The following is a 14066-nucleotide window of genomic DNA, read 5'->3' on the forward strand; positions in this document are numbered from 1 at the left end:
TTTACAATTGTGTTTTTAAATAATTCATAATTAATTTTGTTGCTCCAAGATTTTCTTGGATATATTTTTTATTTATTTTTCCTGTTGATTTTCTAAAATCTTCATTTTCCTTTAGTTTTATAAAAATACTCGAAAATTCTGATTGATTTGCTATTGAAATACATCCATTTAATTGAACTAAATCTACAGCTTCTTTAAATTTACTATATTCATTGCCAATAACCACAGGAATCCCAAAAGTTGCTGGCTCTAAAATATTATGTAAGCCTGTTTTTAAACCTCCACCAACATAAGCAACGTCTGCCACTGCATAAATTTTAGTCAAAATTCCAATGGTATCAATTATAAAAACTTGGTATTCTGATAGTTTTAAAGAATTCTCGACTGCGCTCGAATTGACAGTACTATACAAAATTGTTTTTTTATTAATAGATTTTTGCAATTCAAAAATCGCATCACTATTCATGTTATGTGGAGCAATTATAAACTTTTCATTTTCAGATGCATTTTTATTAATGTAATTCACCAATAATTCTTCATCTTCTATCCAAGTGCTTCCAGCAACCATTAAGTATTGATTATTTTTAAATTCATCAATAAAATAAAGCGAATTATCTTGTTCTAAAATTTTAGAAACTCTATCAAAACGTGTATCTCCTGCAATTGTTATATTTTTAAAATTGATAGCGTTCAATAAGTCTTTTGATGTTTGATTCTGAACAAAAAAATGATGAAAAGCTTCTAACGATTTTCGCATAAAACCTCCATACCATTTAAAAAATACTTGATTTTTTCTTAAAATTCCTGATACTAAAATAGTTGGAATTTCTTTCCTTTTCAATTCATTTAAAAAATTAGGCCAAAACTCATATTTTATAAAAATTGCCATTTTTGGATTTACAATTTCTACAAACTTTTTGGCATTCGATTTAGAATCTAATGGCAAATAACAAACAACATCTGCCAACTTATAATTTTTGCGAACTTCATAACCTGAAGGAGAAAAAAAAGTAACTAAAATTTTATAATGATTGTAGTCCTTTTTTATCTTTTCAATAATTGGTATTGCTTGCTCAAATTCACCCAAAGAAGCTGCATGAAACCATATGGTATTTTCATTTTTTAGAGAACTAATTTTAGAGAATGTTTCTTTTCTTCCATCAATAAAAAGGTTTATTTTTTTATGAAATAAACCTATTATTCCTAAAAAGAAAGTGGCTACAAAAACAATAAAATTATATAAAAATTCCATCTTGGTAAAAGTACAAAATGCAAATGTTTAAAAAAGCAAAAACGCTCAAACAAATAAATGTTTGAGCGTTTATAATTTGTTAACTTAAAAAATTAAGCTTCAAATGGAGTTATAGAAACATAAGACCTATTGTCTTTTTTCTTACGGAATTCAACTACTCCATCAACCTTTGCATGTAAAGTATGATCTTTACCCATGTAAACGTTTTCTCCTGGATTGTGAGTTGTACCTCTTTGACGAACAATAATATTACCTGCAATTGCAGCTTGTCCTCCAAATATTTTTACTCCAAGTCTTTTCGATTCTGATTCTCTACCATTCTTCGAACTTCCTACACCTTTTTTATGTGCCATTTTCTTGAGTTTTTATAGGTTAAAATTAAATTGACGGGTTATTTTGCAATACCACCATCTAATTTATCTTGTAATTCTTTTAATTCGTCCCACTTACCTTCAGCAGCTAAACTAGCTTGCGCTGGCCAAGTATCTGTAACAATATGAGAAAGCCTAGAACTTGCTTCTGTTAAGATTTCGCTTAATTTAGCAGCATCTGTTTTTGCAACTTTTGCAAAAGTATCTAAACCTGCATTTACTAAAGCTTCTGCAGCTTTAGGTCCTGCTCCTTCAATTTTCTTTAAATCGTCTGCTTTATCTGATTTTTTTGCAGTAGCTTTTTTAGCTTTCGCTTTTGGAGCTTCTACTTTAGCTTCTTCCTTTTTTGGAGCAGCTTTTTTAGAACCAGTTGCAGCAATAGATTCAATTTGAATTTCGCTTAAATATTGTCTGTGACCATTTTTCTTTTGGTAACCTTTTCTTCTTTTCTTTTTGAAAACGATTACTTTATCACCTTTTAAGTGACTTAGAATTTGAGCTGTCACTGAAGCTCCTTCTATAGCTGGGGCGCCAATTGTTATACTACCTGCATTATCAAGTAAAAGAACGTTATCAAAAGTTACCTTCGATCCTTCTTCACCTTGTAAACGATGTACGTATACTTTTTGGTCTTTTGCTACTTTAAACTGCTGCCCTGCTATCTCTACGATTGCGTACATACTATTTGTTTTGCGTATTAATACTAATTATAAGCACTTTACTTCTTTAAAATGCGGATGCAAATATACATATTTTTTACATATCACCAACTTTGATAAATATAAATTTATCTTATTCAAATTATTAGGATATTCGTGAGTTTTAACTCTTTTTTTAGAAAAAGCTTTATTATTTTTGGCATTGGCAATTTCTGAGTATCTTATGTAACAAAAGGAAAAAGATTGCGTCAAATTATAAATGTAAATTATTAACTAAATAAAAATCAATGAAGAAAAGTATTTTATCTCTTGCTTCTGCAATGTTATTCGCTTTTACAGCAAATGCACAGAAAGTAGAGTTTGAAGAGTATGATTTAAGTAATGGAATGCATGTAATTTTGCATCAAGATAACTCTGCACCTGTAGCTTTTATAGCTACTTACTATCATGTTGGCGCTAAAGATGAACAGCCAGACAGAACTGGAATGGCTCACTTTTTTGAACATTTACTTTTTGAAGGTACAAAAAATATAGAAAGAGGAGAATGGGATAAAATTGTATCTTCTGCTGGAGGAAGTGGAAATGCAACTACAGATGATGACAGAACTTACTACTTTGAGCAGTTTCCTTCTAATGAAGTTGCAACTGGTTTATGGTTAGAATCTGAAAGATTATTACATCCTGTTATAGAACAAGTTGGGGTTGATACGCAAAATGAAGTAGTAAAAGAAGAAAAAAGGTTAAGGGTAGATAACCAGCCTTATGGTAAGTTTTTAGAAAATGTAAAAAAACATATTTTTCAAAAACATCCATATAAAGGAACTACTATTGGTAAAATGGAGCATTTAGATGCAGCTACTTTAGAAGAATTTAAAGCCTTTAATAAAAAATATTATGTGCCTAATAATGGAACATTAGTAGTTGCTGGTGATATTAACAAAACAGAAGTTAAAAAAATGATTCAAGATTACTTTGGATCTATTCCTAGAGGTGCAGAAATTGAAAGAAACTTTCCAAAAGAGGATCCAATTACTGAAACTATAGAAGCTAAAGCTTATGATGCTAATATTAGCATCCCTGCAATTATGGCTGCTTACAGAACACCTTCTATGGTTACGAAAGACTCTAGAGTTTTAGATATGATTTCTTCTTATTTAAGTACAGGTAGAAGCTCTGTATTATATAAAAAATTAGTTGACGAAAAGAAAATGGCATTACAAACTGGCGCTATCAACCTTAGTCAAGAAGATTATGGAACTTATATATTGTATGGATTAACGCAAGGAGAAACTACATTAGAGGCATTGCTTAAAGAAATTGATGAAGAAATCGTGAAGCTACAAACGGAGTTAATTTCAGAAAACGATTATCAAAAATTACAAAATCAATTTGAAAACAGATTTGTAAACTCTAATGCTACAGTTCAAGGTATTGCAGGCTCTTTAGCTCAATACTATGTAATGTTTGGAGATACCAATTTAATTAATACAGAAATTGATATTTTTAGATCAATTACTAGAGAAGAAATAAGGGAAGTAGCAAAAAAATATCTAATGCCAAATCAAAGATTAGTTTTAGAATATTTACCAGAATCACAAAAGAAATAATACACAAGATATGAATATTATGAAAACAAAAATAATATCGCTTTTAGCCATTTTAACAATTTGTTTTACACTAAATGCGCAAGTTGACAGGACTAAAAAACCTAGTCCAGGCCCAGCTCCTGAAGTAAAATTTGGAAAAGCAGAAAAATTTAAATTAGACAATGGCTTAACTATAATTATGGTAGAAAACCATAAATTACCAAGAGCTTCTGCAACACTAACAATAGACAATCAACCTATTTTTGAAGGTGATAAAGCAGGAGTATCTAGTATGATGGGAAGTCTTTTAGGAAGAGGAACTCCTTCAATAACTAAAGATGCATTTAACGAACGTGTAGACTTTTTAGGAGCAAACATTGGCTTTGGTAGTTCTTCTGCTTATGCTTTTTCTCTTAAAAGATATTTCGAAGAAGTTTTAGGTTTGATGGCAGATGGCGTAAAAAACTCACAATTTTCGCAAGAAGAGTTTGATAAAGAACAAAAGATAACTTTAGACGGAATAAAAAGTAATGAGAAAAGCGTTACAAGTATTGCAAGAAGGGTTGAGAATTTATTAACTTATGGTGCAAATCATCCTTATGGTGAGTTTGTATCTAAAGAAACCGTTAACAATATCACCTTAGCTGATGTAAAAGAAAATTACAATACTTATTACAGACCTAACAATGCCTATTTAATTATTCAAGGAGATATAAATCCTAAAGAAATTAAAAAGTTAGTAAAAAATTTATTTAGTGAATGGAAAGCTAGTGAAATACCAACAGTTGATATTCCTGAACCTACAAATGTTAAAACTACAGAAATTAATTTTGTAAATATGGATAATGCAGTGCAATCTGAAATTGCAATTATCAATAATATCGAACTAAAATTAGGAGATAAAGATTATTATGCAGTTCTTTTAGCCAATAGTATTTTAGGTGGAGGAGCTACTGCACGTTTATATTCTAACTTAAGAGAAGATAAAGGATATACTTATGGCTCATACTCGAATGTAAGGCAAAGTAGAAATGCTGCAACATTTAGAGCAACTGCAAGTGTAAGAAATGTAGTAACAGACAGTTCTGTAGTTGAAATGATGAAAGAAATAAATACAATTCGTTATCAAAAAATTACAGAAGAAGAACTAAAACAAGCAAAAGCAAAATATGTTGGTAGTTTTGTGATCAATGTTCAGAAACCAGAAACAATTGCGAGTTATGCATTAAACAGAGAATTATATAATTTACCTGATGATTATTACGAAAACTACTTAAAAAATATAAATGCAGTAACTATAGAAGATGTTCAAAACGCAGCAATTAAATACTTTAGAGGAGACCAAGCAAGAATTGTAATTACAGGAAAAGGTATTGATGTTCTTGATAATCTTGAAAAAACAGATTATGTAATTAAATATTTTGACAACGAAGGAAACCCAACAGAAAAACCAGCAATGACATTACCAATTCCAGAGGGCATGACAGCTGCAAATGTAGTTGACAAATATTTTGAGGTAATTGGAGGTAAAGAAAAAGTGATGGCTGTTAAAAGCACAATGATGGTTGCAAATGGTAGCATTCAAGGAACACCTTTAGTTTTAACCATGAAAGCATCTGAACCCAATAAAACTTCCCAAGTAATTTCTGTGATGGGTAATGTAGCTTCTAAAGCTGTATTTGATGGCACAACAGGTTATCAAGAGGCAAGAGGTCAGAAAATGGATATGCAACCAGAGCAAATTGCTGAAGCAAAAGCTAATTTAGTTCCTTTTTCTGATGTTGCTTACGCAAAAGGTACGTTAGATAGAATAGAGCCTATAGATGGTGAAAACTATTACGTTATTGTTTTTAATGATACACAAGTTTTTTACAATACAAAAACAGGTTTAAAAGCGAAAGAAGTAAAAACAGTGAAAACTCCAAATGGAGATGTAGAAAGCCCAACAACTTTTAGCGATTACAGAGAAGTGAATGGAATTCTATTTCCATATGCTATTGGTCAAAAAATGGGTCCTATGGATTTAAAGTTCGAAGTAAAAGAAGTTAAAATAAATGAAGGTGTTACAGATGCCGATTTTAAATAAATCTTTTCAACAATAAATTTGATAAAAGAGCCAAAACTTTACGTTTTGGCTCTTTTTATTTTTCTGATTATTTACTTTTTCTTATTCACCAAATACACACCCAATAAAATAATTATACCTGCAAAAAACTGAAGTATACTTATTTTTTCGCCATCTAAAACTCCCCAAAAAATAGCCACTATTGGAATTAAATAAGTAACAGATGATGCAAAAACAGGAGATGCCATGTGTACCAATTTATTATAAAATATTTTGGCAATTCCAGTACCAAAAACAGCCAAAATAGTAATATAACCTATAGCTGTTAACTTTGTTTCTGTAGCTTCGAAGGTTTCGAAAAAACCTGTAAAAGACAAAACAATTGCAGCAGGAATAACCATTAAAAGAAAATTACCTGCAACTATGCTTAATGCACTAAGATCACTTAAATGTTTCTTTACAATATTTACATTAAAAGCATATCCAATAGAAGCAAAAACAACTAAAATAGCAAACCAATAATTCTGATTTGGATTCAAATCTGCCCCTTTTAATATCAATAAAAGAGTGCCTAATAAACCTATAAAAATTCCAATAAATTGTTGCCTTTTAAATGTAAATCCAAAAGCCAAAACTCCTACAATAAAAGTGTTAAATGGTGTTAGAGAATTTAAAATTGATGTAATAGAACTATCTATACCTTTTACAGCATACGCAAATAAAAATACAGGTAAAAAAGTACCTAAAATTGCTGTAGATAAAATATGCTTATAATGTTTTTTTTGTATTTTTTTTAGACTTTTAAAACCTATCAATAATAAAAAAAACCCTGCAATTAAAATTCTTAAAGCTCCTAATTGTATTGGCGTTAAACCAATTAAGGCTTTCTTCATTAGAATAAAAGAACTACCCCAAACTAAAGAAAGTAAAATTAAATACAGCCATTTTTTTTGTTGATTGTTCATCGCTTTTCTTAAATATGATGTAAAAGTCGTATAAAACTTTAAATATCAACTTGATTATTAATAAATTTGTAAGATAATTTAATAATTAAATACAATGAAGATTCAAAAAATATTAGGAGCCATCGCAATTTCTTGTTTTATTTTAACAGGTTGCAAAAAAGAAGTAAAAGAAGTTAAAACTGAAAATGTGTCTTTGGCAATTTCTGGAATGACTTGCGAAATAGGTTGTGCAAAAACCATTCAATCTAAATTATCTAAAAAAGAAGGCGTTTTAAATGCGAAAGTTGTTTTTACTGATAGCATTGCAAACATCGAATTCGATGCTAACAAAACCTCAAAAGAAGATTTAATTGCTTTTGTTGATGGAATTGCAGGAGGTGAATTATACAAAGCTTCTGAAAGTTCTAAGCAAGCTCATTCTTGTTCTGACGCTTGTAAAGAAAAATGCGAAATGAAAGCAGAAAAAATGGAATGTAAAAAAGATTGTAAAATGGCTTGTTGTACTGACAAAAAAGTTTAAAAAAACATTTTTATAAAACAAAAAAGCAGGCTTAAAGCCTGCTTTTTTGTTTTATAAAAATTAAGTTTATTGTCTTGTCCAACCTGCACCCCAAGTTGCATAATCAGTTCCTGTTACTGCTGCATCTTCAGTATAGAAAGCTGAGTTAGCAAAAGTATTTCCAGTGTCATTCTTTAAAATTAAAGTTACATCTGTAACTTTAACAGAATTTACTTTTAAATCTCCACTTAAAACTCCAGCTCCTGTTGGGTTATCTCCTTGGTCTCCATCTAAATCAAAAGCTTCTGCAAAACCTTGAATTAAAACATTGTTAAAAATACCCTGAGTACCAGCTCTTAAACGAACTGCTTCGTTTCCAGTTCCAGAACCTAAACCAATAATTGTTAAGTTAGTAACAGTTGGTTTAGAAAAATATTTTGGGTTCGAGTTATTACCAACATCTGTATTGTAACCATCTGCTTCAACACCTTTGTCATGACTTGTACCATGTTTTACATAAGCATCAGTAATAGTTCCTGTGTAACCTTCTGTCCAGTCAATTGAATCATCTTGTGCATTTACAACAGATACTTTAGTTACATTAACTGTACCTCCAAAAAATTCTACTCCATCATCTGCTCCTTCAAACATTTGAATGTTTTCTACAACTGTCATGTTTCCAACACCGTAAAAAGAAAATCCATTATTTTCTGATTGACCAGATGCTTTACCTCCAGAATATTCTACTCTTACAAAGCGTAAAATACCAGAGTTGTCATCTGTTGCAGTGCCACCATAAGGTAAATTTCCAATTTCTGAAGTTGCAGTTGCTCCTTGTGCAACAACATTAGTAGGAGCTTTTCCCAATAAAATTAAACCACCCCAATCACCAGCATTAGGAGTTGTAGCTCCTGAAGTGAAAACGATTGGTTGAGAAGATGTTCCTTCTGCCATTATTTTTCCTCCTTGTGCAATTGCTAAATAAACGTCTGCACCAGTTGCATCAGCTTTAATTATCATTCCAGCAGGAATTGTTAAAGTAGCTCCAGACTCTATAACTGTTGGTCCAGTAATTACATAAGTATTTGCGGCATCTAAAGTTAAACTTGATGTGTAAGTTCCGTTCAAATTAATAGTTTGACCTTGGTTACCAGTGTTTCCTCCACCATTATTATTAATTACACTGTTATCGTTTATAACGATATCTGCTGTACCATCTTCTCCACAAGAAGCGAATAGTGTTGCTGCAATTGTCATTGCAAATAAAAATTTATTTCTCATTTTTCTAAAGTTTAATTTATTCATTTTTAATTTAGTTCTTAGTTTGATATTCTATTTTTAAAATTTATAGTTAAAGCCTAAGCTTATGTTACTTCCTCTTTTATAACCAGATAAAACAATGTCTCCTAAAGGTGTTCCTTCTCTTACTCTTTCTATACTTGGATCTAAAATGTTTTTTGCATTCAAATTAATTTCTAAGTTGTCTCCTATTTTATTTCTCCAGATAAAATCTAAAGTAGGTACAGATTTTTCTACAATATTTCCAATTTGTCCTGAACCTAAAGCATCTATTCTATCAGCAAAATAAGAGAACACTAATGTTGCAGTTGGTTTATAGTTTTCCCAATTTGTAGGACTATAATTAATATTTGCGTTTATTAAATATGGAGATGCTCCTTGTAATTGGTCTGTAGTTCTATTAAATGATGTAGAAAAAGATCTTCCTACAACATTTGCATATAAATCTTGTTCTGTATGCATGTAAGTAAAGTTGAAGCCAGCAGATAGTTGTACATCATCATTTTCATTTTTAATGATGTTTTTTCTTGCTTCTAGCTCAACTCCTAGAATAGTTGCTTTATCACCAGTTCTGAAATAACGCTGAACTCCTGTTGCATCACTTGCAATTACTAAGTTTACAGGATTGTTAATTTGCTTACCAAATGTGCTTAGTGATAAGATTTCATCTCTAGTGATAAACCACTCATACTTTAAATCTAAATTGAAAACCTCAGAAAAAGTTGGGTCATCTAATAAATCTGGATTTCCTCCAATTCTTTGTGTAACTCCTTCGTAAACAAAAGGTGCTACTTCTTTAAATTCTGGTACAGAAACTGTTTTACTAAAAGTAAAACGTAAGTTTTGATCATCATTTAAAGCATATTTAATATTTAAAGATGGTAACCAAAAAAGTTCATCAGCTTTTCTAAATTTAGGATCATTTGGGTTGATGTTAATTACCTCGTAATTAATTTCTTGTTTAAATGATTCTAATCTAAGACCTGGCACAATTGTAAATTTTTCACCTGCATTAATTACTCCTGAAACTGAAGTACCAAATACATTTAATACCCCAGAATATGTGTTTTCGTTACTTCCTGGAAAATTTGAAGTACCATATCTTGAAGGATCTATAGATTTAAATACTTCTGTATTATATAAAACTCCGAAATTTTGAATATTAATTAAACTGTTTAAATTACTTGGATCTGCAACTGCAACATTTGGCGTTAAAAAGTCGTAACCATAACGTATATTCTCGAAATCTCTTGTTTTTCTTCTACCATTAAAACCATAATTTAAAGAGAACTTATCTGAAACCTTGTGCTCTAAATTTACTCTACTATTAAATTCTGAATCGATAATCTTTTGAAAATATCTTTGATTATCAAACACAATGTTATTGTAAAAAGACGCATTTGTATTTGGATCGTTGTCTAAAGAGAATTGATAATTTTCTAAACTAAATCTTTTTCTATCTGGTTCGTGTGCAAAAACATTGTTAAAACCAATTCCCCAAGTTAAATTAAAAGTTGGGTCATCATTTTTATCATTATAAAATTTGTGCTCACCTGTTAATTGATTTACAAAAATTAAATCTTGATTAAACTGAACGTTCATTTGATAAAAACCTTCATCAGTATTTAAAATGGCATCTCTATTTTCTCCTAAACCATTCACCCCAAAATAACCAACTTGATCTGAAGAACTATTCAAAAACATTGAAGTGTACTTAAGTTTATGGTCATCATTTATTTTATATAAAGCGTTACCCATAACAGTTGTTGCTGTAGAGTACTCAAATTCTTGTGCTGTTGGATATCTTACTTTAAAGACATTTGTAAAATCTACTGCTGGCCCTTCTCTATATTCGTAACCATTTTGAAAAGACGCTGTTGCATATAAACTTAAACGAGAATTGTCTTTAAAATCGTAAGATTTACCTCCACTAAAACCAATATTTAGATTAATTGGAGCTGCTCCATTTTCTGGGTCTACTCCATGAGAAAGCACTACAGCAAAAGGATTGTGATTATATCTTCTATAAAAACCTATATGACCTGAACCTTGTGTCTTTTTAAAGTTTTTTCCTGCAGCTCTTGTGTTTACTCCTGTACCAACAGAAACATCAAAAAATCCATCTCCTTTATATTCTTTTGAAGTAATATCTACATTACCTGCAGCAAAATCTCCGTAAAATTCTGGAGAATACGCTTTACTAATAGAAACACTTTGAATAACTTCTGATGGAAAAAGGTTTAAATCTATGTTCTTTTTGTTTACATCATTAGAAGGTAAAGACAAACCATTCATGGTAGTGTTTAAATATCTATCTCCTAAACCTCTAACATATACATTACTTGAGCCTTCTTGTCTAGAAACACCAGATATTTTTGATATTGCACCAGATGCATCACTAACTCCTTTTTGTGAAAGTTCTTCTGCTCCAATACTTTCTTTAATTACAGTTGCTTTCTTCTGTTCTAGTAAAAGAGCGCTTGCAGTTTCTTTACTTGTTGTAGTTGTTATTACAATATCGTCTAGAGAAACTCCTTCTTCTGCAGACATTAATTGATTAATTGTAATTGTTTCACCTGCTTTAATAGTAAATGGCTTTTCGATAGTTTTGTATCCTAAAAAACTAAATACTACAATATGGTTTCCAGCAGGAACTTGAATTGAGTATTGTCCGTCAAAATCTGTTGTGCTTCCTATTGTAGTTCCTTTTATTAGCACATTTGCGAAAGGAAGTGATTCGTTATTAGACTCTTTATCTGTTAAAATACCTTTTAAAGTACCTTTGCTTTGAGCAATTATTAATTGACTAATTGCCAAAAAAACTATAAATAAAATTTTCTTCATTACTAAGTTTAAATTTACACTACAAAAGTCTGTTAGTTTTGTAAACTCTATGTTAGTTGTAAATTATGCTTGAGTTAAAAGCTTGTTAAGTAAATGTTAGCTGTTTTAACTTAGAAATATTTTGAAATAGTCATTTATTTTATATTTAATAGGATTTAAATCGATAAATTTACCCTTTTAGGTTGATGAAAATTTCATAACATTAACATAACATAACCAATATAAGTAGTATTTAACTTTGCCTTATAGAAAATTAAATAACTAAAATGGGAGATCCATATATTTTAATGCTAGTTGCTTTAGCTGTTTTGGCTATTGTAGATTTAGTTGTAGGTGTTAGTAATGATGCTGTGAATTTCTTGAACTCAGCAATCGGTTCTAAAGCCATTTCTGTAAAAAATATAATGATTATTGCCAGTATTGGTGTTTTCTTTGGAGCTATTTCATCTAGTGGAATGATGGAAGTTGCAAGAAAAGGCATCTTTAATCCTAGTATGTTTGTGTTTCAAGATGTGATGTTCATTTTTATGGCAGTTATGATTACTGATATCTTATTGTTAGATATTTTTAACTCTTTAGGAATGCCAACATCCACCACAGTTTCTATTGTATTCGAACTTTTAGGATCTGCTGTGGTAATTGCATTCATTAAAATTTCAAAAAACGATGCAGAGAGTATTTCTGCAATTTGGAATTATATAAACTACGAAACTGCAAACGAAATAATTTTAGGTATTTTGCTTTCTGTTGTGATTGCTTTTACAGTTGGGGCCATTGTGCAATATTTCTCAAGACTAATATTCTCTTTTAATTTTAATAAAAGGCCTGCTTATATTAGTTCTCTTTTTGGTGGATTTGCAATTACAGCCATCACCTATTTTATAATAATTAAAGGAATAAAAGGCACCGAGTTTTACGACAGTATTGCCCACTTAATGGAGGGTAAAACTTTTACAATTATTACTATAAGTTTTCTAATCTGGACCATTCTATCTCACATAATAACCAAATATTTTAAGTTAAATATTTTAGTTATCATTATAGGTATTGGAACCTTTTCTCTAGCAATGGCTTTTGCTGGTAATGATTTGGTAAACTTTATTGGTGTGCCTATAGCTGCCTTAAATTCTTATGAAGTTTGGAGTATTTCTGGTGTAGATGCTAATTTATTTTCTATGGGTAGCTTGGCCTCTAAAGTAAAATCGAATATCTGGTTATTATTAATTGCTGGCTTGGTAATGGTTATAACATTATGGACCTCTTCTAAAGCCAAATCTGTAATAGAAACAGGTATTAATTTATCTAGACAAGGAGAAGGACATGAGAAATTTCAACCTAATAATTTATCTAGAATCGTTGTTCGTTCTGCCATGTTTGTGAATATTGGTATCAATTATTTAATTCCTTTAAAAACACAAGTATTTATAAATTCGAAATTCGAGAAACCTACTGCTAAACTTCCAAAAGAGAAAACTTCTGAAATGCCAGCTTTTGATATGGTAAGAGCTTCCATAAATCTAATTATGGCAAGTGTATTAATATCTATTGCAACATCAATGAAGCTTCCACTATCTACAACTTATGTAACTTTTATGGTGGCAATGGGTACTTCTTTGGCAGACAGAGCTTGGGGACGTGAAAGTGCTGTTTATAGAGTAGCTGGAGTTTTAAATGTTATTGGAGGTTGGTTTTTAACTGCATTAGTGGCATTTGTTTCTGCTGGTATTGTAGCCTATTTAATTAATTTACATATGGTATTTATACCTATTTTATTAGTTTTAGTTGCCCTTTTAATCACAAAGAACTCTATTGTACACAGAAGAAAAGCGCTAGAAATAAAGAAAAAAATATTTATTGAAAGAACTGAACTGATAACAATTAATGGTGTAATTGAAGAGAGTGCAGACCATATTTCTGGAGTTGCTAGTAGAATTGATAAATTGTACACAAATGTTGTTAATGACCTGGCAAATCACGATTTAAATAAATTAAGAAAAACAGATAAACATGTAGAAAAACTGAATGATGAAATAGATAATTTAAAAGATAATGTATTTTATTTTATAAAATCTTTAGATGAAACCTCTGTACAAGCAAGTAAGTTTTACATTATGGTTTTAGGTTATTTACAAGACTCAGCTCAATCTATTAGTTATATATCTAGAGCAAGTTATAAACATGTGAACAATAATCATAAGAACTTAAAAAAGCCACAAATAAAAGATTTAAAAGAAATAAATAACGAGCTAACAGATATTTTAAGCAATGTAAGCGATGTGTTTAAAACCAGAAGTTTTGATGATTTAGATTTTCTTTTAATTAAAAAAAGAGCTTTGCTAAGAAACCTGTCATCATCTATAGAAAAACAAGTTTCAAGAATTAGAACAGACGAAACAAGCCCGAAAAACACAACATTATATTTTAGTGTTCTTTTAGAAACAAAAGATTTAATGAAAGCTTTAATGAATTTACTAGAAACTTACGAAGAATTTTATTTAAGTACTAAACAAAAATTATAGCCAAAAT

The 14066-nt window shown here is 30.2% G+C and carries 10 protein-coding genes; 4 read left to right on the forward strand and 6 right to left on the reverse strand.

Features of this window, described 5'->3' with window-relative positions; translation table 11 throughout:
* Nucleotide 1: 1 nt before the first annotated feature.
* From WAO74_RS00845 to rplU, 3 genes are all read right to left on the reverse strand, one after another.
* The gene (locus WAO74_RS00845) at nucleotides 2-1252 is read right to left on the reverse strand and encodes a 3-deoxy-D-manno-octulosonic acid transferase (protein ID WP_422158877.1); all 1251 of its coding nucleotides are present in this window, start codon (nucleotides 1250-1252) and stop codon (nucleotides 2-4) included.
* Nucleotides 1253-1344: 92 nt separating this feature from the next.
* A complete protein-coding gene (gene rpmA / locus WAO74_RS00850) occupies nucleotides 1345-1605 on the reverse strand; it encodes a 50S ribosomal protein L27 (protein WP_036782547.1) in 261 nt (86 codons plus the stop codon).
* Nucleotides 1606-1643: 38 nt separating this feature from the next.
* Nucleotides 1644-2303, reverse strand: a complete 660-nt coding sequence (gene rplU / locus WAO74_RS00855; RefSeq protein WP_422158880.1) for a 50S ribosomal protein L21 — start codon at nucleotides 2301-2303, stop codon at nucleotides 1644-1646.
* A 266-nt stretch (nucleotides 2304-2569) separates the two neighbouring features.
* On the opposite strand from rplU, the gene WAO74_RS00860 reads away from it, so the two are divergent.
* Nucleotides 2570-3889, forward strand: a complete 1320-nt coding sequence (locus WAO74_RS00860; protein WP_422158882.1) for a M16 family metallopeptidase — start codon at nucleotides 2570-2572, stop codon at nucleotides 3887-3889.
* 19 nt (nucleotides 3890-3908) lie between these two features.
* Nucleotides 3909-5954 carry a M16 family metallopeptidase gene (locus WAO74_RS00865; protein WP_422158884.1) on the forward strand — a complete coding sequence of 682 codons (2046 nt, stop codon included), beginning with the start codon at nucleotides 3909-3911 and terminating at the stop codon, nucleotides 5952-5954.
* Nucleotides 5955-6025: 71 nt separating this feature from the next.
* On the opposite strand, the gene WAO74_RS00870 is transcribed toward WAO74_RS00865, so the two are convergent.
* On the reverse strand, nucleotides 6026-6898 hold the full coding sequence (locus tag WAO74_RS00870; RefSeq protein WP_422158886.1) for a DMT family transporter: 873 nt from the start codon (nucleotides 6896-6898) through the stop codon (nucleotides 6026-6028).
* Nucleotides 6899-6992: 94 nt separating this feature from the next.
* Here WAO74_RS00870 and WAO74_RS00875 point away from each other — a divergent pair, with 94 nt between their 5' ends.
* On the forward strand, nucleotides 6993-7418 hold the full coding sequence (locus tag WAO74_RS00875) for a cation transporter (protein WP_422158888.1): 426 nt from the start codon (nucleotides 6993-6995) through the stop codon (nucleotides 7416-7418).
* 66 nt (nucleotides 7419-7484) lie between these two features.
* Here WAO74_RS00875 and WAO74_RS00880 read toward each other — a convergent pair whose 3' ends face one another.
* Complete coding sequence (locus WAO74_RS00880; protein ID WP_422158890.1) at nucleotides 7485-8702, reverse strand: multidrug transporter; 1218 nt, start codon at nucleotides 8700-8702, stop codon at nucleotides 7485-7487.
* A gap of 33 nt (nucleotides 8703-8735) precedes the next feature.
* The gene (locus WAO74_RS00885) at nucleotides 8736-11540 is read right to left on the reverse strand and encodes a TonB-dependent receptor domain-containing protein (RefSeq protein WP_422158892.1); all 2805 of its coding nucleotides are present in this window, start codon (nucleotides 11538-11540) and stop codon (nucleotides 8736-8738) included.
* Between the two features lie 266 nt (nucleotides 11541-11806).
* Here WAO74_RS00885 and WAO74_RS00890 point away from each other — a divergent pair, with 266 nt between their 5' ends.
* Complete coding sequence (locus tag WAO74_RS00890) at nucleotides 11807-14059, forward strand: inorganic phosphate transporter (RefSeq protein ID WP_422158893.1); 2253 nt, start codon at nucleotides 11807-11809, stop codon at nucleotides 14057-14059.
* Nucleotides 14060-14066: the final 7 nt, after the last annotated feature.

The organism is Polaribacter sp., assembly GCF_049276715.1.
In the GTDB taxonomy this organism is placed as follows: Bacteria; Bacteroidota; Bacteroidia; order Flavobacteriales; family Flavobacteriaceae; genus Polaribacter.

Excerpts from the sequence above, each read along its gene's own strand:
- WAO74_RS00885 (WP_422158892.1), bottom strand. The coding sequence starts at position 11,540 with ATGAAGAAAATTTTATTTATAGTTTTTTTGGCAATTAGTCAATTAATA.
- WAO74_RS00845 (WP_422158877.1), bottom strand. The coding sequence starts at position 1,252 with ATGGAATTTTTATATAATTTTATTGTTTTTGTAGCCACTTTCTTTTTA.
- WAO74_RS00890 (WP_422158893.1), top strand. The coding sequence starts at position 11,807 with ATGGGAGATCCATATATTTTAATGCTAGTTGCTTTAGCTGTTTTGGCT.
- WAO74_RS00865 (WP_422158884.1), top strand. The coding sequence starts at position 3,909 with ATGAAAACAAAAATAATATCGCTTTTAGCCATTTTAACAATTTGTTTT.
- rplU (WP_422158880.1), bottom strand. The coding sequence starts at position 2,303 with ATGTACGCAATCGTAGAGATAGCAGGGCAGCAGTTTAAAGTAGCAAAA.
- WAO74_RS00860 (WP_422158882.1), top strand. The coding sequence starts at position 2,570 with ATGAAGAAAAGTATTTTATCTCTTGCTTCTGCAATGTTATTCGCTTTT.
- WAO74_RS00880 (WP_422158890.1), bottom strand. The coding sequence starts at position 8,702 with ATGAATAAATTAAACTTTAGAAAAATGAGAAATAAATTTTTATTTGCA.
- rpmA (WP_036782547.1), bottom strand. The coding sequence starts at position 1,605 with ATGGCACATAAAAAAGGTGTAGGAAGTTCGAAGAATGGTAGAGAATCA.
- WAO74_RS00870 (WP_422158886.1), bottom strand. The coding sequence starts at position 6,898 with ATGAACAATCAACAAAAAAAATGGCTGTATTTAATTTTACTTTCTTTA.
- WAO74_RS00875 (WP_422158888.1), top strand. The coding sequence starts at position 6,993 with ATGAAGATTCAAAAAATATTAGGAGCCATCGCAATTTCTTGTTTTATT.